The sequence below is a fragment of the Bradyrhizobium sp. MI1.3 genome (assembly GCF_055811695.1).
Genome location: NZ_JBVVPQ010000006.1, coordinates 1 through 20154, shown reverse-complemented (window position 1 = coordinate 20154; position 20154 = coordinate 1). Strand labels below are relative to the sequence as shown.

General features: G+C 65.2%; 15 protein-coding genes. 8 read left to right on the top strand and 7 right to left on the bottom strand.

The features are described from left to right. Window positions 1-13 precede the first annotated feature (13 nt). From AC0L3A_RS05625 to AC0L3A_RS05610, 4 genes are all read left to right on the top strand, one after another. Entirely contained in the window at window positions 14-6469 is a 6456-nt protein-coding gene (locus AC0L3A_RS05625) for an amino acid adenylation domain-containing protein (RefSeq protein WP_473253800.1), read from the top strand. Window positions 6470-6610: 141 nt separating this feature from the next. Beyond that, complete coding sequence (locus tag AC0L3A_RS05620) at window positions 6611-6784, top strand: hypothetical protein (protein WP_007600599.1); 174 nt, start codon at window positions 6611-6613, stop codon at window positions 6782-6784. 245 nt (window positions 6785-7029) lie between these two features. Continuing rightward, a complete protein-coding gene (locus AC0L3A_RS05615; protein WP_007600598.1) occupies window positions 7030-7761 on the top strand; it encodes a 4'-phosphopantetheinyl transferase family protein in 732 nt (243 codons plus the stop codon). Next, window positions 7758-8735: an LLM class flavin-dependent oxidoreductase gene (locus tag AC0L3A_RS05610; protein WP_007600597.1), complete on the top strand. Its 978-nt coding sequence runs from the start codon at window positions 7758-7760 to the stop codon at window positions 8733-8735. The genes AC0L3A_RS05615 and AC0L3A_RS05610 overlap by 4 nt, the downstream gene beginning before the upstream one ends. Before the next feature lie 170 nt (window positions 8736-8905). Here the strand turns inward: AC0L3A_RS05610 and AC0L3A_RS05605 are convergent, their stop codons facing one another. The 3 genes from AC0L3A_RS05605 to AC0L3A_RS05595 form a co-directional block, all read right to left on the bottom strand. After that, window positions 8906-9931 (bottom strand): histone deacetylase family protein, encoded by a 1026-nt coding sequence (locus tag AC0L3A_RS05605; protein ID WP_007600596.1) that lies wholly within the window; start codon window positions 9929-9931, stop codon window positions 8906-8908. A gap of 126 nt (window positions 9932-10057) precedes the next feature. Beyond that, window positions 10058-10999 carry an SMP-30/gluconolactonase/LRE family protein gene (locus tag AC0L3A_RS05600; protein WP_007600595.1) on the bottom strand — a complete coding sequence of 314 codons (942 nt, stop codon included), beginning with the start codon at window positions 10997-10999 and terminating at the stop codon, window positions 10058-10060. Continuing rightward, a complete protein-coding gene (locus AC0L3A_RS05595) occupies window positions 10956-13028 on the bottom strand; it encodes a PQQ-dependent sugar dehydrogenase (protein WP_007600594.1) in 2073 nt (690 codons plus the stop codon). The genes AC0L3A_RS05600 and AC0L3A_RS05595 overlap by 44 nt, the downstream gene beginning before the upstream one ends. Window positions 13029-13234: 206 nt before the next feature. Here AC0L3A_RS05595 and AC0L3A_RS05590 point away from each other — a divergent pair, with 206 nt between their 5' ends. The 3 genes from AC0L3A_RS05590 to AC0L3A_RS05580 all read left to right on the top strand — a co-directional run bounded on the left by AC0L3A_RS05590 (window position 13235) and on the right by AC0L3A_RS05580 (window position 15505). Next, window positions 13235-13468, top strand: coding sequence for a DUF6894 family protein (locus AC0L3A_RS05590; protein ID WP_007600593.1), 234 nt, complete (start codon window positions 13235-13237; stop codon window positions 13466-13468). A 9-nt stretch (window positions 13469-13477) separates the two neighbouring features. Then, window positions 13478-13654, top strand: coding sequence for a hypothetical protein (locus AC0L3A_RS05585; protein ID WP_007600591.1), 177 nt, complete (start codon window positions 13478-13480; stop codon window positions 13652-13654). Between the two features lie 261 nt (window positions 13655-13915). After that, entirely contained in the window at window positions 13916-15505 is a 1590-nt protein-coding gene (locus tag AC0L3A_RS05580) for a gamma-glutamyltransferase family protein (RefSeq protein WP_035995514.1), read from the top strand. 224 nt (window positions 15506-15729) lie between these two features. Here AC0L3A_RS05580 and AC0L3A_RS05575 read toward each other — a convergent pair whose 3' ends face one another. From AC0L3A_RS05575 to AC0L3A_RS05560, 4 genes are read right to left on the bottom strand one after another with little or no spacing between them, the layout of a single operon-like run. Then, window positions 15730-17016, bottom strand: a complete 1287-nt coding sequence (locus AC0L3A_RS05575; protein ID WP_007600587.1) for an NAD(P)/FAD-dependent oxidoreductase — start codon at window positions 17014-17016, stop codon at window positions 15730-15732. A gap of 12 nt (window positions 17017-17028) precedes the next feature. Then, window positions 17029-17760 carry an amino acid ABC transporter ATP-binding protein gene (locus AC0L3A_RS05570; protein ID WP_007600586.1) on the bottom strand — a complete coding sequence of 244 codons (732 nt, stop codon included), beginning with the start codon at window positions 17758-17760 and terminating at the stop codon, window positions 17029-17031. Then, window positions 17757-18410: an amino acid ABC transporter permease gene (locus AC0L3A_RS05565; protein ID WP_007600584.1), complete on the bottom strand. Its 654-nt coding sequence runs from the start codon at window positions 18408-18410 to the stop codon at window positions 17757-17759. The genes AC0L3A_RS05570 and AC0L3A_RS05565 overlap by 4 nt, the downstream gene beginning before the upstream one ends. 31 nt (window positions 18411-18441) lie before the next feature. Beyond that, window positions 18442-19206, bottom strand: a complete 765-nt coding sequence (locus AC0L3A_RS05560) for an ABC transporter substrate-binding protein (protein ID WP_007600582.1) — start codon at window positions 19204-19206, stop codon at window positions 18442-18444. A 181-nt stretch (window positions 19207-19387) separates the two neighbouring features. On the opposite strand from AC0L3A_RS05560, the gene AC0L3A_RS05555 reads away from it, so the two are divergent. Then, window positions 19388-20062, top strand: a complete 675-nt coding sequence (locus AC0L3A_RS05555; RefSeq protein WP_007600580.1) for a helix-turn-helix domain-containing protein — start codon at window positions 19388-19390, stop codon at window positions 20060-20062. Window positions 20063-20154: the final 92 nt, after the last annotated feature.

Here is a 20154-nt window from a genome sequence, read left to right as displayed (position 1 = left end):
AAAGGGAACGGAATTGTCGGACGCCACACGCCCAGCGCCGCAGGAATTGGCCGGCACGACGGCCGAAACGGAGATATTCGCGGATATCGGCGGTCTTCTCGATTTCCATGCCCGCAAGACGCCGGCGGCCCCCGCCCTCCTCGCCCCCGGCCGGCCGGTCCTCAACTACGGCGGGATTGGCGCGCGGACGCAGGATCTCGTCCGCACGCTGCGCGGGTTTGGCATCGCCCCTGCCGACCGCATTGCGGTTGCGCTGCCGCGCGGTGCCGACAGCGCACTGGCCCTGATCGCGGTCGCCTCGAGCTGCGCTTGCGTCCCCGTCAATCCCGATCTGACGGTGGACGAGCTGCAACGCTATTTCAGCGAATTGAAGCTGACGGCGCTCGTCACCCGGGCCGACACGAACTCGGCGGCCCGCGATGTCGCCAAGGCGCTCGATATTGCCATGATCGATTTCGTGCCGGGGGCGCAAGACGATCTCGGCGGCTGCACGTTCGTCGGGCCGGCTGTTGGACCGGCGAGCAGCAGCGGCGCCTCGCGCGGCGACGATGACGCGTTCATCCTGCTGACCTCGGGCACCGCGGCGCGGCCGAAGATGGTGCCGCTGACGCATCGCCATGTGTGCCTCTCCGCCTACAATGCCGGCCGCGTGCTGTCGCTTGCGTCCCACGATCGTCTGCTCAACGTCCTGCCACTGTTTCACGCCCATGGTTTGATCTCCGGCCTGCTAACGGCGCTGGCCGCGGGCTCCAGCGTGATCTGTACCGAGGATTTCGACGCAGCCTCCTTCTTCGGCTGGATGCGGCAGCTGCAACCGACCTGGTACACGGCCGTGCCGACCATCCATCGCGCGCTGCTGACGGCGGCGGAGGCCGACCCGGATCTTGCCCGATCGTCCTCGCTGCGCGTGATCCGCTCCGCCTCGGCGTCGCTTGCGCCTGCGATCCTCGACGGACTGGAGGCGACGTTCGGCGTTCCCGTGCTCGAAACCTACGGCATGACGGAGGCGGCCTCGCAGATCGCGGCCAACCCGTTCGAGCTGCGCAAGGTCGGATCGGTCGGCCGCGCCGCGGGCCCCGAGATCGCCATCATGGACGAGACCGGCCGCGCGCTCGCCAGCGGCGAGCACGGCGAGATCATGCTGCGCGGACCCAATATGAGCCACGGCTACTATAATGACGAGGCGGCGACGCAGGCCGCATTCCGCAACGGCTGGTTCCGGACCGGCGATCTCGGCTATCTCGACGCCGACGGCTATCTCTTCATCGTCGGCCGTATCAAGGACGTCATCAACCGCGGCGGGCAGAATATCTCGCCCCTGGAGGTCGAAGATGTCCTGCTCAGCCATCCGGCGGTGCTGGAGGCCGGCGTGTTTGCCGTCCCGCACCCGAAGCTCGGCGAGAACGTCGCCGCAATCGTGGTGCTGCGGCCGAATTCCGAGGCGACCTCGGACCAGTTGCGCCAGTTCGCCCGGAAACGGCTTGCGGCCTACAAGGTGCCGAGCCTGATCCGTAGCGTGGCGACGCTGCCGAAAGGCGCCAGCGGCAAGGTCAAGCGCAATGCGCTGGCCGAGCTGATCGCAACAATGGGCGGCGGCGAGGAGGAGGCCCGTCTGCCGCGCAACGCGCTGGAGACTGAGCTCGCCGGGATCTGGGCCAATTTGCTGGAGCTGCCACAGGTCGGGGGCGATCAGGACGTCTTTGCGCTGGGTGCGGACTCGCTCGCGGTGACGCAGATGCGCTCGCGCCTGCGCGAACGCTTCAATGTCGATTTCTCGTTCGAGGACGTTTTCGATTGCGCCACGCCCGCCGCGCTTGCGGACCGGATCGAGACCGCCGCAAGCCATCGCGAAACGATGCTGCCGGCCTGGCGCCAAGCCGGCGAAGCAGACGCGCCGCTGTCGTTCCAGCAGCAGCGGATGTACGTGCTCTCGCGGCTCGACCCCACGCGCTACAATTATAACGTCGTCGAAGTCGCGCTCCTCAAGGGTGGGCTCGATGTCGCCGCACTTTCTGCGAGCCTTGCCGCGGTCTCTGCCCGCCATGAGGCGTTGCGGTCGGTCATCATCGAACGCGAGGGCGAGCCGGTGCAGCTTGTGCTGCAATTGCCGCCGCAGTTCGAGCGGATCAAGCTCAAGCCCTGCCCGGCGGACAAGCGGGCCGCTGTTGTCAGGCGCGAAGCGCTCCGGCTCGCGCAACATCCGTTCGACCTTGCGCACGAGGCGCCGCTGAAGGTCACGCTGCTCTCGTTCGACAAGAGCAGCCACGCGCTCGTGGTCAACGTCCATCATCTCGTCACCGACGGCTGGTCGCAGCGACTGTTCTGGGAAGAACTCGCCGTCCATTATTCGGCAGCGCGCAAGAACGACGTGGCAACACTGCCTGCGCCCGCCTTCCAGTACCGCGACTTTGCGCTCTGGCAGCAGAGCTGGGCCAAGACGCCGGCGGCCAAGGAGCAGCTCGATTACTGGCGGACGCAACTGGACGGCGTCACCACGCTGCCGCTGCGGACCGACCGGCCAAGGCCGGAGGTCTGGAGCGGCCACGGTGCCCGTCACTATCTCGAATTCTCCAAGACTCTGTCGGCCGACTTGCGTGCGCTGAGCCAGAACCAGGGCGTCACGCCCTTCATGACCCTGCTCGCAATGTTCCAGTGCCTGCTGTTCCGTCACACCGGACACGAGGATGTCGCGACGGGATCGCTGATCGCCAACCGCAACCAGATCGAGAGCGAGCGCCTGATCGGACTGTTCGCCAACACTCTGATCCTGCGCAATGATTTCGGCGGCGATCCGAGCTTCGGCGACATGTTGCGCCGGGTCCGGCAGGTCACGCTCGATGCCTATCGCAACCAGGACCTCCCGATCGAAGAGGTCCTGCGCGCGCTTCAGATCGCGCGAAGGAGCGACGGCAATCCGCTGTTCCGGATCATGTTCATCCTCCAGAACGCCTCGATTGAGGCGGCACGATTCTCCGGTCTGTCGACGCGGCGGATCGAGATCGATCCACAAGTGGCGCGATTCGACATCACGCTCGAACTGGTCGAGGCCGACGGCCGTTTCACCGGCTTCTTCGAATACGCCACCGATCTGTTCGACGCGGCGACGATCGAGGGCATGGCCGCTCAGTTCAAAACCCTGCTCAAATCCGTCATCGCCGATCCGGAGCAGCGCATCTCGCACCTGCCACTCCTGAGCGAGACCGAACGCCGGCAGCTGCTGGCGCAGGGCCGGGGCGTGCCGGCCGATTTCGCCACGCGCGGCAATTTGAGCGAAGGTTTCGACCGCCAGGCCAAGAAGACGCCGAACGCGATCGCCGTGTCGGACGGCCGCACATCCCTGAGCTACCGCGAGCTGGCGCGCCGCAGCCAAGCGGCCGCGCGCTGGCTTGCCCTCGAAGGCGTCGGCGCCGAGACCGTGGTCGCCTTGCTTGCAGATCGCGGGGCCGACCTGCTCGCCGCGATGATCGCCGTGCAACGCGTGGGCGCCGCCTTCCTCAATCTCGATCCCGACCAGCCGCCGGCACGGCTCGCAACCATCCTCGGATCGAGCGGCGCCCGCATGCTGCTGACCGGACGGGCGCAGTCGTCCATGGTCGAGGCGCTGCTCGAACCGCTGGTCGAGCGCCTTCAGGTGGCCGAGCTCGAGGACGCGATCGCGCCGGCGTCGACCAAGCCGGCCCGTGCAACGCGGCGCGCGGCGTCGAGCCTTGCCTATCTCATCTACACTTCCGGGTCGTCCGGCGCGCCGAAGGGCGTCATGATCGAGCAGCGCGGGCTTTCGAACCATCTGGCCTCGCTCATCTCCGAGCTGAAACTCACGTCCCGGGACGTGATCGCGCAGACCGCGCCGCAGAGTTTTGTCATCTCGGTGTGGCAGTTCCTCGCGGGGCCCATAGTCGGTGCGCGGGTCCATGTGTGCGGTACCGCGATCGTGCAGGACCCGATTTTGCTCGCGCGCGAGATCGAGCGCGAGGGCATCACGGTGCTCGAGATCGTCCCATCGCTGCTGCGTGTGATCCTCGATCGCATGGACGAGGCACAGGTCCGACGCGCCTTTGCGAGGCTGCGCCTTCTGATCTCGACGGGCGAACCGCTGCCCGTCGATCTCTGCAAGGCCTGGTTCGCCCGCTGTCCGAAAGTGCCGCTGATCAACGCCTATGGTGCCTCGGAATGTTCCGACGACGTCTCGCTGCATCGCCTGACCAGGGCACCGACGACCCGGACGGGCAACGTCCCGGTCGGCGCGCCGCTGCCGAATACCCAGCTCTACGTGCTCGACGCAAGCCTGCAGCCGCAGCCGGTCGGCGTGACCGGCGAGCTCTGCATCGGTGGCGCCGGTGTAGGCCGCGGCTATGTCAACGACCCCGCGCAGAACCGGCAGCGCTTCCTGCCCGATCCGTTCTCGCGCAAAGCAAGCAGCCGGCTGTACCGGACCGGCGATCTCGCCCGCCGCCGCGCCGACGGAACGATCGAATGCCTCGGTCGCGCCGACCATCAGGTCAAGGTTCGCGGCTACCGTATCGAGCTCAAGGAGATCGAGAACGCGCTTGCCGACCATCCCAGTGTGCGCGCCGGCATCGTCGAGCCGCGCCGCGAAGCAACCGGCGATGTCAGGCTGATTGCCCATATCGTCGCAAGATCGGGCAGCCGGAGCAGCGCCAGCGAGCTGCGCGACTTCCTGCAGAGTTGGCTGCCGGGCCATGCCATCCCCTCCGCGTTCCTGTTCCTGGATCAGGTGCCGCTCAATGCCCATGGCAAGATCGACCGCACCGCGCTGCTGGCGCCGGCGCAGCAGGAAACGTCCGGACCGGATGCGGCCGTGCCGGCGCGGCGCTTCACCGAAAAGGTGCTGTCCGACATCTGGATCGACCTGCTGAAGATCGAGAGCCTCGGCGTCACCGATAATTTCTTCGACCTCGGCGGTCATTCGCTGCTGGCGGGCCAGGCGATGGCGCGCATCGCTCGGGCGCTCGGCGTGTCGCTGCCGATCAAGACCATCTTCGAGGCACCGACGATCGACGAGCTTGCCCGGCGGGTCGACGAGGCCGTGGCGGCAAAGCCGCGCAAGCCGGCCGCAAGTTTCGCAAGGCTGGCTACAGCGAGCCTGGCCGAAGGCAGCCCTCCCACGCTCTCGATCGCGCAGGACCAAATGCTGCGGATCGAGCAGAATCTTTCGGGTTTGCCGCTGTTCAACCTGCCTTTCGCCTTCCGTCTCCAGGGGCCGCTCAATCTGGCCGCCCTGGCGCAGACGATCGACGACATCGTGCGCCGGCACGAATCGCTGCGGACCCATTTCGGCTGGAGCGGCGGGGAGCCCGTCAGCCACGTCGCCGCGCCCGGCGCCCTCGGCCGTGTCATGAGTGTCGAGACGATCGGCGACGGTCAGCCCCACAACAACAAGCGGCGCAAGGCGCTGGAGCTCCGCAAGATCGATCTCCTGATCGAACAGGAGACCTATGTCCCGATCGACACCACGCGCGCGCCGCTGCTGCGCGCCCGGCTGTTGCGGCTCCACGATGACGATCACGTCTTGCTGCTGACGCTGCACCACGCCGTCGTGGATGGCTGGTCGATCGGCGTGCTGTTCGAGGAATTATCCAACCGTTATGCGGCGCTGGCCGGATACCCATCGGTGCCGCTGCCGAAACCGCCGCCGGCCTTTTCGGATGTAGCGCGCTGGCAGCGCTGGTGGTGCGGCACCGATGCCGCCCGCCATCAGGCGGCCGACTGGACGGAGAATTTGCGCGGGGCGCCTCCCCTCTTCGAGGGCGGATCAAGTCCGGGCCCGTCCAGGGGACACCATCTCGTCAGCCTGGATCGTGAGCTGATCGGCCGGCTCGCGGCTTTCGCCGGCCAGCACAATTGCACGCTGTTCATGTGTCTGCTGACCGGCTTGAAAGCCGTGCTGCTCGCGCGGACCGGCCGCCACGACATCTCGATCGCCACCGCCATGGCCAATCGCGCCCAGCCGGACACCGACCGGATCGTCGGTCCGTTCGAGAACACGGTGATCGTTCGCACCAAAATCACGCCGGAGCTGTCGTTCGTGCAGGCCGTGGTCCGGGTCCGCCAGAGCGTGCTTGACGCGCATGCGCGCCAGGAGCTGCCGTTCAACATCCTGGCCGACCATCTGGAGCAGGAGGGGGTCAATCCAGCCTCGCTGCTCCAGGTCTATTTCACCCTGCAAAATCCGCTGCGCCAGCCGCTCGATTTGCCTGATCTCACGACAGGATCGATCGGCAACATCGCCCGCGAAGGCCAGCCGGTGCTGCCGATCGACCAGACCTGGCTGTCGCTGATGCTCAAGGAGCGGCCGACGGGAATCACCGGTTCATGCAACTACAAGAGCGAGCTGCTCGACCGCGCTACGGTCGGCCAGTGGATGGAGTATCTCGTCGCGCTGCTCGGGGCGGCCCTCGCCCAACCCAACGCACCACTCGGCCGATTGCTCAATCGCAGGGCGGCATGACCGGCCGTACAGCACGGGCGAATACGGGGTCACCCGTCAAAGCTGTGAATGACCAAGTTGCATCTTGATTATTTGGCGCCATCGCGCAAGATTATTCTCGCGTTTTGATTTGGACGATTATTTTCAACCGGGGAGTTCGTTATGGGTTTCATCAAATTTACCAAGGGCACCTCGTTGAGTGACAAGGACCGCAAGGCCCTGCAGAAGTTGCTCGGTGCCGAGAAGAAGAAGCTGCAGTCCGCGCTGAAGGACGTCGACGCCAGCATTTCGATGCTGGGCGGCTCCAAGAAGTCCAAGAAGAAGAAGAAGACGTAAGACTCGTCGGCCGGGACGCCGCACGAATCTTCAGGCTTCAGTTTTCGGGCTTCAGTTTTCAGATTTGGCCGCTCGCCTGTCGAGTTGGGGTCTCGCACAAGCTTGCGCCCGTAAACCGGCCAGCAATCGACAAGGATTCGCCGGAGTGGACCGCTAGAAGCGGTCCGCTCAGTTGATTCTTGCTCAGTTGATTCTTCCGTCATGGCAGGGGATTTGGCCCCGGCCTGACGCCATGGGCCCAATTGATGGCAGACGACAGAATTGAACTGTTTGTCGGACTGATCGAGACTTTTGACGCGCCGGATGCGGTTGATACGTGCCGGCGCCTGCTCTCGGTCGACGAACGGGTACGAGCCGACCGCTTCGTGTTCGAGCGGCACCAGCGACAGTATATTTTCGCGCACGCGATGTTGCGCCTTGCGCTCTCCCACGTCGCACCTGAGGTCGCACCGACCGACTGGTCATTTGCGGCCGGGCGTTACGGGCGGCCGTTTGTCGCATCGCCCAAGACCTCGAGCACGCTGCATTTCAGCCTGTCGCACGCCGACGGCTGCGTCGCCTGCGTCGTGTCAGGGCATGAGACCGTCGGCGTCGACGTCGAGACCGTGTCGCGTCGGGTGGCGCCGCTGTCGACCGCGCTTCGGTTCTTCGCGCCGGAAGAGGTCGAAGCGCTGCGCGGGCTGCCGGAGCCCGCCGCGACCGAGCGCTTCTTCGACTACTGGACGCTGAAAGAAGCCTATCTGAAGGCCAGAGGTTTCGGCCTCAATTTGCCGCTCGACGCCTTCGCCATGCAGGTATCTCGCGAGGCCATCGAGATCAGCTTCAAGCCCGATATCGCCGACGATCCGCAAGGGTGGCGATTCCAGCTGATCTCGCCGTCGCCCTCGCATCGTCTCGCGATCGCCGACGGCTCCCGCGCCAGCGGCGGCCTTCCCATCACGCGCAATGCGTGGCCGCTGCAGGAGGCAGCTGAATGACGCCGCGGCTGCGTGTCTTTCCCGCGATTTCGCGCAACCGCGACCCCAAGAAATATGTCGGTGAGTTGATGCGAGTGGCGCAGTTCGCCGACCGCAACGGCTTCGAAGGCATCCTGCTGTTCGAAGGCAACGACGTGTTCGTCGAGCCCTGGGCGATGGCCCAGCACATCATCGGCGAGACGACGAGGTCCTCGCCGCTGATCGCGGTCAATCCGGTCTACATGCACCCGTTCACGGCGGCAAAATTCGTCTCGTCCTTTGCGCAGCTCCACAGCCGCAAGGTCTATCTCAACATGATCACGGGAACTGCGGTCAGCGATCTGCAGGGGCTGGGCGACGAGCAGTTGCATGCCGACCGCTATGTCCGGCTCGGCGAATTCGTCTCGCTGATGCGCCAGCTGCTGGCAAGCCCGCGACCGGCGAGTTTCGAGGGCCGGTTCTACCGCGCAAGCAATCTGCAACTGCGGCCGCGCCTGCCGCCGGAGCTGATGCCGGAATTTCTGGTCGCGGGCCAGTCCGAGGCGGCACGGCGCGTGGCGAAGGAGACCGGCTGCATCAAGATGCAGATGCTACCGCCCGATCTCGACCGCGGCCTCGACGCACCAGGAATGAATTTCGGCATTTTTGCCCGCGAGGGACGCGACGAGGCACGGCAAGTGGCAAAGGCGCGGTTCCGCGATAATGCCGACGATCGCGAGCTGCTCGCGCTCACCGTGGAAAACAGCGACTCGGTGTGGAAGCGGCGCCTCTACGAGGGCCAGAGCGGCGAGCTCGCAGACAATGGCTACTGGCTGCTGCCGTTCCTGACCTTCCAGGCCGACTGCCCCTACCTCGTCGGCAGCTACGCGGAGATCGGCGCGAAGCTGAAGGAGTTTGCCGCCAAGGGGCTGACCACGATCATGCTCGACATGGTCGCGGACGAGACCGAGATGCAGCACGTCTGCAAGGCGCTCGCGGTAAGCGGGATGTTTTGAGATCGAATTATCAAGGAAGTGCCTCTTCTCCCTCTCCCCGTTCTTACGGGGAGAGGGTCGGGGTGAGGGGCTCTCTCTGCGGGCGAGATATGCCTGAGACCTGTACCCCCTCACCCGGAATTTGCTCGCGCAAATTCCGACCTCTCCCCGCAAGCGGGGAGAGGTAAACTTCACCGCGCCTCTTCGAACCCCGCCAGCACCGAGGTCAGGTTCGCGCCGAGGATGTCAGAGAGATAGCCGCCCTCCTGCACGAACACGGTCGGCAGGCCCAACTTCGCGATGGCCTGGCCGATGCGGCGGAAGCCGCGCGTGGTGACGGCGAGACCCTTCAGCGGATCGTGCTCGGAGGCGTCGAGGCCGAGCGCGATGACGAGGGCGCCAGGCGCAAAGGACTCGATCGCCTTGCGTGCGACGTCCATCGCCTGGATGTAGCCGTCATCTCCGGTGCCGATCGCCAGGGGAATGTTGAGATTTGTGCCGAGGCCGGGACCTTCACCGCGCTCATGTGCGTAGCCCCACACGTAAGGATAATACGCGACGGGATCGGCATGGATCGAGACCGTGTAGACGTCCGGCCGCGCGTAAAAAATTCCTTGCGTGCCGTTGCCGTGATGGACGTCGACGTCGAGGATCACGACGCGCTCGTGCTTCTGCCGCAGATGCGCCGCCGCGATCGCGCTGTTGTTGAGGAAGCAGAAGCCGCCGGCCATGTCGCGATAGGCGTGATGACCGGGCGGACGGCAGAGCGCATAGGTCGCGTCCTCGCCGTCCATCACCATCTGTGCCGCGGTGACCGCGACGTCGGTCGCAGCGCAGGCCGCGGCCCAGGTGCCCGGGCCGATCGGCGCCGCGGTGTCGGCGGTGTGCCAGCCGAGCTTGCCGGTGATATGGGTGGGATAAGTCGCGGCATGGCGCACCGGATGGATGTTGCCGATCATCTCCGGACCGGAATCGCCGAGCGCGGTCCAGGCGTCCCAGGCCTCGCTCAGGAACGACAGATATTCCGGACTGTGGATGCGCGCACGCGGCCCCTGCCCGAATGTGGTTGGTTCGACCAGTTGGTGCTTGCCGTCCTTGAGGCCTTTGAGCAGGCGGTCGGCACGTTCGGGCTGCTCGGTGGTACGCTTGACGACACCGCGAACCAGGAAGAATTGCGGATCGTGGCTGCGATGCAGCTCGGTATGGACGGCTTTCACTCGAACACTCCGTGGTCGCTTTGAGGGTGCCACAGATGTCTAAATCCCCGCGGCGGCGAGATGCAAGCAAGAAGAATGCCGTCCCTTTCGCACCGCCCTGCGCCTGAAGCAGATCGCTCGTGAAGCTCAGCAACGCCCGCGCTGGAGGCAGTGCTCGCGGCCCTGCTGGTCGGTGCGAAAGGACTCGACGAAGCCGCCCTGACGCTGGGTGACGAAGATCGTCTTGCCGTCGTGGCCGCCGAAAGCGAGGTTGGTCGGCTCCTTGGCCCTCAGCGCGATCTCCCGCTCGACCGCGCCATTGGCCTTCATCAACGTGATGGTGCCCTTGAGGATGCGCGCGACATAGAGGCGGCCAGCCATGTCGGTGCGCAGGCCATCGACGCTGTCGGGCTGAAACGCCTTGACGAGTTTTGGACTGGTGAGCTCGTTGCCGCCGATCGTGTAGGACCAGATCTGGCCGCTGCTGGATTCCCCGACATAGAGCGTCTTGTCATCGGGGCTGAGATCGATGCCGTTGGTGGTGCCCATCGCGCGCGGCGCCGACATGAGCTGTCCCTGCACCGTTCCGTCGGCTGCCTTCGCGATGCGCCAGATATGGCCTTCGCGACCTTTCCAGTTCGGATCACTCGCGTAGATCGTGCCGTCGCGGGCGATGGTGATGTCGTTGGGCTGGTTCATCTCGTCGGAGTGAAACCAGATGGCGGGCTCGGTCGATCCCTTCGGGATCGCGAAGATGTTGTGCTTCTTGTAGTCGGCAATGAACATGGTGCCGTCGCGCGCGAAGCGGATGGCATTGCCGACGCTGCCCTCGGGCAGCGCCGTGAAGGGCTCGGACGCCGCGCCGCCGACAGGCAGCTTGCCGATGGTGCCGGGCTTGCCGAAATTGACGACGAAGAGATTGCCGTCGAGATCGGCGGCCGGCCCTTCGATGCCGAAGGTGTATTCGCCTGATGGCGTCACCTGCACGCTTTCGAACAGTTTTGTTTCTGCTCGTGCCTGTGCCGTCGCAAGGACGAGAACAACGCTACTGCACAGGCACCAGAAATTCCTGCCGGATGTAATAGCCATCGCCGTCGCTGCACTCGCCATTCAGGTAGGGATCGGCCGGCCGGAAGAAGCGGCTGAAGCCGGGTTTGTCTACAGCGTTCCTTTGTGTCACGACGACGACCTTGGCAGCCGGTATTTCGCCGCATTCCCTGTTGGTTTTCCCAAAGAACTTGCGCTGCGGCGGGCCGGACTTGATCCGCATCCGGATGCCTGGAACCATTTTTGACACCAGCAGATCCGCCGTGTCGAGCAGGCGCGTGTAACCAGGCTCGGCCTTCGGCAGGCCTTCGCCACCCGGCGGCATCAGCTTCTCCGCGCCTAACCCACGAAGCCGCGTGCGCAACTTTCCGGAGTCGGGATCACCAGGATAGATCCAGCCATCCTGCGACAGCATGAAGCGAAGCACCGTCGCGTCCTTCTGAGCGTCAGATAGGCCCGGCTTCAGGCCGAAGTCCGAGTGACAGCCGACGCAGTGCTTTTCGACGAGGCCTTTGCGCAAATTGATGAGCCGGACGCTGTTCTGCGCATCTCTGGCCACGAAGACAGCCAGTTGATCGATCAGCGCCTGGCTACGCATGTCGCAGGGCAACGGCGGCGGCGCATCGCCCGCGGCGCGGTCGATCCGGATCACGGTCTGGTTCTTGTCCTCGACCAACCAGATTGCGCCGTCCTCCGCGACCGTCATGCCGACGGGCGCACCTTGCGGCCGCGCGCCGTTGACGCGGTGCCAGCCTGCGACCAGCTCCTCGAACGGCGCGGCCGCGACGTCGCCACCCTCGGTCTGAAAGCTGTGGGTCGGATCGGCCGCGCAGCTGACATGATAAGACACCGGCGCCGGGGCGGGCTTCGGGAAGCCGTGGTCGTCGACGTCATAGACGATGACGCGGCTGCCGGTCGGGCGATAGCCATGCAGGCCGACCAGCAGCTTGCCCTCGAGCTCCGGAAATTTCGCGCCGTGATAATAGAGCATCGCGAGCGGCGCGCCGTGCGGCGGCAGCAGCGAGAACGGCGCCTTGTAGAGAGCGTTGGCGGTGCACAGCGATTTGTAGATCCCCGACTGCAATACGATCCTGAATTCGGGACTCGGCGTCGACAAATCGTAGCAATAAGGCCAACCGTAATGCCTGCCCTGCTCGATGGCGTTGATCTCCTCGTTCGGCTTGAAAATGTCAGGCAGGTCGCGGCCGTTCTCGCCTTGCAGGAAGGCATAGCCCGCATCGGGAAAGTTCGGGTGCAGCGCCAGCGCCATCGAGTTGCGCAGGCCGCGCGCATAGACGCCGTGCGGCGGGTCGGGTTCGCCAGGCTTCAACGCCGGGAAGATACCGCCCGGGGGCGGCGTGAACAGCCAGATCGACGCCATCGCGGAAGCACCCTCGGCCGCCGCGCAAGGTCGCGTGATCGGCGCCGGCGTGATGCAGTCGTCGCTGTGCGAGCCGATGTTGACGAACAGCCGGCCGTTCCTGTCGAACACAAACTGCTTGAGCGGGTGCGCGCTCTCCTCGAGCCTGGTGCCGTCGGGCAATGTGATCCGGCGGCCCGGCATCTGACGGACGATGGTCTCGACCGTGTCGCGCGGATTGTCGGCGAGCGGATCGAACCGGAAGATCGTCTCCGCGCTCGAGGCATAGAGCTTCTTGTCCGGACCGATCACGAGGCCAAACGGATATTCGATTGCAGTGAGCAGCTCCTTGAACCGCCGTCCCTGGGGCGCGCGCGGGTCGAGCAACAGCAGTCGGCCATCGGTATGGCCCCAGCCCGCCATGTCGGCGACCACGAACAGGTCACGACCGGGCACCTGGATGATCGCCCGCGGGAATTTCAGCCGATCCTCCTCGCTGGCGACGAGGCCGGCGCAAAATCCGGCCTTCATGTCGATCTGGATTCTGGGAAAAGCCAGATCGGCACTGCCGCAGGTCTCCGTGCCGATCGCATAGCCGCTCTTGCGGACCGGTTCTGATGAGCCTACCGAGGGGAGGGTCAGGAGCACCACCAAGGCGCCCGCGCATGCGCGCAGGCTTCGGCTTTCACGCCAAAATGTGAGGTGGTTCACGGCGCCTCCCGGACTTTCCGTCCAGGGTTGTTCCATGCCGCGGGAACGCCGTCCAGTTGATCAACACCCCCTTGTGATCAAACCAGCAGGGGGCTTGGCGCCGACCAATCTCCGTAGATTCCCTTACCGGGCTCGACCCGAATGTTTCGCGAAGGCTTGGAATGGTATCGGTTTGCCGTCCCAATCGCTCCCAATAGGAGACGCATATGGTCCAGGTCTATTTTCACTGCTCCAATACCGAGGGCACGCTGATCGATCGCAGCGGCACAGCCGTGACCAACCTGACCGAGGCGCGCGACCGTGCCGCCCAGATCATGAACGCGATGATCCTGACGCCCGGCGCTGAGGATTGGCGCGACTGGGTGATCCATGTCAGCGGCTCCGACGGCGAGGAGATCTTCGACCTCCCCTTCACTGCCATGCTCGGCAAGCCGCACTGAGGTGATGCCATGTTGCTCGCGTCACTGACCCTGCTCCGCCAGCCCCTGAGCTTCGTCGCCGGCAAATGGCAGACGCTGATCCGGATCGCGGGCAATCCCTACCGGCCCGAGCTCCACTACATGCGCGGGCCTGGCCCGAAATGGCACGCCAAGTATCAGGCCAGCCGGCTGCATCGCGCGCGCTGAGCTCTGCGGCTTCCGCTTCCCACTGATCGGTCTCTCAACTCGTGATGCCCGAGCATAGCCGTCCGAAGGACGGCGTCGCTTCCGCTCGCCTATGCCCCGGGCATTCACGCGTTGGCGCCTCCCCCGCCTGCTTCACACCAGCCATGTCGCGCCTCCCTTTCGATATTCTCGGTGGGGACGATGTGCCATTGTCCGCGCACTCCGCCGATTGCGGAGCTCAGCGCAACGAAGCCAAACCGAAGACAGCACACAGACATCATCATGCCGCACCAGTTCAGCCACGCCCAAACCGTCCGCAAGCCCGCCATCACAACCAAAGGCGGCATCGTCGCCGCGCAGTCGCGGCGGGCGGCCGAAGTGGGGGCGCAAGTGCTGGCGGCGGGCGGCGACTGCGTGGATGCGATCGTCGCCACCACCTTCGCGCTCAACGTGCTGGAGCCCTGGAACAGCGGCATGGGCGGCGGCGGCGCGATGGTGCTCTACCGTGCCGCGGAAAATCGCTACGAAGTGATCGACTACGGCATGTGCGCGCCGCAAAGCCTGCGCGCCGCCGACTATCCGCTCAGCGGCGAAGGCGCGGCTTCCGATCTGTTCCCCTGGCAGCGGGTGAAGGACGACCGCAACATCCACGGCCCCGCCGCGATCGCCGTGCCCGGCGTCGTCGCCGGCATGGAGGAGGCGCATCGCCGTCACGCGAAGTTGCCGTGGAAGGATCTGGTCGCGCCGGCAGCGGCCCTCGCCGGCGAAGGCCTGCTGGTTGACTGGTGGACCACGCTGACGATCGCGGCATCGGCGGCCGATCTTCGGCGCTATCCCGCGAGCGCGACAACGTTCCTGAAGGACGGCCTGCCGCCAAGCGCGCCATGGGGCATCAAGTCCGAGACGCGACTGCCGCTGGACACGCTGAAGGCGACGCTGTCGCACCTTGCCGACGCCGGTCCGCGCGATTTCTACCATGGCGATCTCGCCAGAAGCATCGCATCCGATATCAAGGCCGACGGCGGCGCGCTGTCGGTGGAGGACCTCGTCGCGTTCCGAGCTCATCTGCGCGAGCCGCTGGCGATCCCCTATCGCGGCGGCAAGGTGTTTGCGACGCCGGAGCTCACGGCCGGACCGACCATGGCGCATGCGCTGCGCCTGTTGCAGCAGAACCTGAAGCCGGGAAGCGCGCCAGACGCGGCCGCCTATGCCGAATATGCGCTCGCCCTGCAATCGGCTTATCGCGAGCGGCTCAAGGATATGGGCGATGCCGACGGCAAGCGCTCGCTCGGCGCGGACTATCTGGCGCCCGCCTGCACCACGCACTTCTCCGTGGTCGACCGCCACGGCAACATCGCGGCGGTGACGCAGACGTTGCTGTCATCCTTCGGCTCGAAATACGTCACGCCGCACACCGGCATCGCCATGAACAACGGCATCATGTGGTTCGACCCGACGCCGGGCACCACCAACTCGCTCGCCCCAGGCAAGCGCTGTCTCACCAACTACACGCCTGTCATCGCCGAGACCGCGGACGGCAAGCGGCTCGCGGTCGGCGCCTCCGGCGGTCGCCGCATCCTGCCGTCGGTGATGCAGATCGTGTCGTTTGCGATGGATTTCGGCATGGATCTCGATGCCGCGATCCACCAGCCGCGCATCGATGCAAGCGAAGGCGCGATCGTGATCGGCGATACCCGGTTGCCAGCGGAAGTCCGCAAGGCACTCGCCGCGCGCTTCGACTACGAGGAGACGCGGGTGCAGTCCCTGCCGCAGAAGTTCGCCTGCCCGAGCGTCGTGATGCGCAACGGCGGCACCAATTCCGGCGCGGTCGAGATTTTTCATCCTTGGGCCGATGCGGTGGCGGAAGCCTAAGGCTTAACGAAAACCGATTGAGCCGCGAGCACCGCTGCACCTCTTCCGCTTGCGGGAGAGGTCGACGCGCGCCGGGCGATGCAAAGCATCGTCCCGAGCGCGGCGGGTGAGGGCTCTCTCCTCTTGGGGATTCCCTGTATGGAAACACCCTCTCCCCAGCCCTCTCCCGCAAGCGGGAGAGGGAGCGCACCTGTGCTGCGGCAACAGTAAATCTAATCGCGCCGTTAGATCCCGAGCCGGTCGCGCACCCGGCCTGCGATCACTGCCGTCGTCACGCCCACCGGCCAGAATGCGTGCATCGGGATCGGCTTGATGCCGGTGACGGGCATGTCGAGCTCGGCCTTGGCGCCTCCGATCAGACGTCGTGCGAGCTGTGCGCCCATCGCGGTCGAGAGCGCGACGCCGCGGCCGTTGCAGCCGAGCGAGATCAGGACGTTGTCCGCGGGCTCGTGCACATGCGGATAATGATCCCCGGTGATGGCGAGCCGGCTGTTCCAGCCATGGGTCCAGGCGACGCCCTCGAGTTGCGGCCATAGCCGCTCGGCGTATCGCATGAGATAGGCGACGTCGCGCGGCGAATTGATCCAGCGCATCGGACCACGACCACCCATCAAGAGGCGGTTCTGCTGATCGACGCGGTAATAGACGGTGATGTGGCCGCTCTCGTAAAGGACGGGACGCGTCGGCATGATCGAACGGGCCACATCGTCGGACAACGGCGCGGTGGCCGCGATCGAGGAGAACACCGGCACGATGGTTCGGCGAAGCGCCGGCCAGAGATCGTCCGTAAAACCGTTGGTCGCGAGCAGCACCTTGTCGGCATGCACCACCGCGCGCGGCGTCCCGATGCGCCAACGGCTGCCCTCGCGGCGTAGCGACAGCGCCGGTGTCTCGCCGTGCACCTTTGCGCCCGCGGAGATCGCGGCGCGCGCGAGACCGCGGGCATAACTGAGCGGATGCAGATCGCCGCCGCGGGTATCCAGCATGGCGCCGACGTAGCGATCGGTGCCGGTCATCGCGCGCAGCTGCTCGCGGTTCAGGTACGACACCGGCATGCCGCGGGCAGTGCATTGCCGCGCGGTTGTCTCGATCGCGGCGGCGCTGGCCTGGTTATAGGCCGCGCGCAGCGTGCCGTTCTGCCGCGCCTCGCACGGGATCTGGTAGCGGCGGATCAAATCGTGGGTGAAGTTCGTCGTGCCGTAGGAGAAGTCGATCATGCGGCGGCCGAGCTCAGTGCCAAAATCGGCTTCGATCTGATCGGGGTCGTGCTTCAGTCCCGGATTGGTGTGGCCGCCATTATTGCCGGATGCGCCCCAGCCCGGCTCCTGCGCCTCCAGCACCAGTGCCTCCACGCCCTGCTCGGCCAGATGCAACGCCGTGGACAGACCGGTGTAGCCGCCGCCGACGATGGCGACCGAGACCGTCTTGTCGATTTCGAGCGGCGGCGTGGCCACCGGCGCGACGGCGGTGTCGGCATAGAGGGACGGCGGCAGAGGCAGGCGCGTGGTCATGGCAAGGACCGGTCAGAGCGGATGCAGCACGCGGCGCAAAAAATCCTGCGTGCGCGGATGCTGGGGTTGATTGAGCAGCGCCTTGGCCGGCCCCTGCTCGACGATGACACCGCCGTCGATGAACAGCACGCGGTCGGCGACGTCGCGGGCAAAGCCCATCTCGTGCGTAACGACGACCATGGTCATGCCGTCGTCAGCAAGCTTGCGCATCACGCCGAGAACGTCGCCGACCAGTTCAGGATCGAGCGCCGAGGTCGGTTCGTCGAACAGGATGGCCTTGGGCTGCATCGCCAGCGCCCGCGCGATCGCGACGCGTTGCTGCTGGCCGCCGGAGAGCTGCGGCGGATGTTCGTTGGCTTTCTCGGCAAGGCCCACCTGGGCGAGCAGCGCGCGGCCACGCTCGAATGCGGCAGCGCGCGGCTCCTTCTTCACATAGAGCGGACCTTCGACCACGTTCTCCAGCACCGTTCGGTGCGGAAACAAATTGAAGCGCTGGAACACCATCGAGACCTGGGTGCGGACTTGCACGATCGACGGCGCGTCGCGGTCGACCTTCAATCCCTCGACGCTGATCTCGCCGCGGTCGTAGCTTTCGAGACCGTTGATACAGCGCAAGATGGTGGACTTGCCGGAGCCGGAGGGCCCGACGATGCAGACCACCTCGCCCTTCTGCACGGAGGCCGTGATGCCCTTGAGCACCTCGTTTTCGCCAAAGCTCTTGTGGACGTCGGTCAGCTCGATCATTTCTTGCCGGCCCGCTTCTCGAAGTGACGGACCAGCAGGATCAGCGGAATGCTCATGGTGAGATACATCAGCGCAACCATCGTGAACACGTTGGTGTTCTTGAAGGTCGAGGACGCGATCAGCTTGCCTTGCAGCGCGAGCTCGGCGACCGTGATGGTCGAGGCCTGCGAGGAATCCTTCAGCATCATGATCATGACGTTGCCGTAAGGCGGCAACACGATTCGCACCGCCTGCGGCAGCACGACGCGGCGCATGGTCAGCCACCAGCCCATGCCGATCGATTGCGCCGCCTCGATCTGCCCCTTGTCGATGGCCTCGATGCCGGCGCGGAAATTTTCCGCCTGATAGGCCGAGTAGGCGATGCCGAGCCCAAGGATCGCAGCCTGCAACGCGGACAGCGTGACGCCGAGATCCGGCATCACGAAGTAGAGGTAGAACAACAGCACGATGATCGGAATGCCGCGGATCACATTGATCAGGCTGGCGCTGAGCAGCGACAGGACGCGGATGCCGGAGACCCGCATCATCGCCCAGACGAGGCCAAGCACCGTCGACAGCAGCAGCGAGCCGATGGTGACGACGATCGTCAGCACGACGCCGCTCATCAGGATCGGGAAGAATTCCGCCGCGTCGTGCCAGAAGCCTTTCATCGATCAGCCTTCATCGATTGACCTCTCGCGATCAACCCTGCGCCTTCAGGCCCCATTTATCGAGGATCTTCTCGATGGTTCCGTTGGCCTTGAGCTTGGCGAGCGAGGCGTTGATCTTGCCGAGCAGCGCGCTCTCGCCCTTGCGGACGCCGATGCCGACCGAGCCGACAGTAGCAGGCTTGTAGCTGTCGACGAGCCGCACCTCGGGGAAGCCGCCCTGCTTCAGATTGTAGGCGAGGATCGGATAATCGGCATAACCGGCCTTGAGGCGGCCGGTGTTCACGTCGCGCAGGATGTCGGGAATGGTATCGTAGGCCTTGACGTCGGCGAACAGGCCGGACTTCTTCAGCGCATCGACGAAGGCGGTGCCGACCTGGGCGCCGACCGTCTCGCCTTTCAGATCGTCCTGCGTGGCGTAGGCCTTGGTATCGCCCTTCGGCACGACGAGGCCTTCCCCGTAAGTGTAGATCGGATCGGAGAAGTCGACGACCTCCTTGCGCGGCGCGGTGATGAACATCGCGGCCGCGATGATGTCGATCTTGCTGGAGGTCAGCGACGGGATCAGCGCCGAGAACGCCATCGGCTCGATCTGCACGTTGAGGCCGGCATCCTTGCCGATCTCGGTGATGAGATCGACCATGATGCCCTGGATGGTGTTGGTCTTGGTGTCGAGGAAGGTGAAGGGAATGCCTGTCGGCGTCGAACCAACCTTCAGCACCTGCTGCGCCGAAGCCGGCGCTGCTGCGGCAATCGCGAGTGCCGCGACCGCGGCCTGGACAAAACGCTTCAACGCCATCGCATTCCCCTTTGGGCTCGGCCGATGGCGGCGCTCGCAGATGTCGTGATCGCAGACATTGCGGGCCGAGCCGTTTCGGCCTATTTTCACCAACATGAAAATTTGGTCACACTTTCGCGGGTCATGCAAGCGGTTTTCATGCACATGAAGGAAGCGGTTTGACGTGAGCGGTGGCAAAAGAATGCGCAGACCGGCCGCCGCAAAGCCGGTGAAGAAGGTGCAGATAAAGGCGAAGGCGAAAGCCAACGCCAACACCAAGGCTATCGCCAAAGCCGCCGAGCCCGCGATGGACATCGCGGTCGGCCGCCGTATCCGCGATCTCAGGCGCATCAGGCAATTCTCGCTCGAGACGGTCGCTTCGCGCACGGATCTGTCGATCGGCTTCCTCAGCCAGATCGAGCGCGGCCTGTCGTCGCCGTCGCTGCGTGTGCTGGCCACGCTCGCCGACGTGCTCGGCGTCGGCATCGCCGCGCTGTTCGGCGCGAGCCCGAACGCCGACGGTGCATCCAATCAAATCGTCACGCGCGGGCTTCAGCGGCCCGAGCTGAAACTCTGGCGCACCGGCGTGTCCAAGCAATTGCTGAGCCCGGCCAGCGCCGACAACCGGCTCAACCTGTTCCTGGTGCATCTGGAGCCAGGCGGCTCCACCGGCGACGAGCTCTACACTCATGACGGCGAGGAAGCCGGCCTCGTCCTCGAAGGCGAGATGATGCTGACGGTGGACAGCGAGACATGGTCGCTGAAGACGGGCGACAGTTTTCGGTTTGCAAGCCGGCGGCCGCACCGGTTTTCCAATCCGGCCAATGACGCGAAGTCCGTGGTGCTGTGGGTGAACTGCGTGACAGGGACGGCGTAGCCGCAGTTGTCATTGTGAGCCTCCCCTAAATCGGTGGACACCTATAGCTTAGACAGCAAGAGGTGTCAGATGACGAAACGGCAGCGACGTTC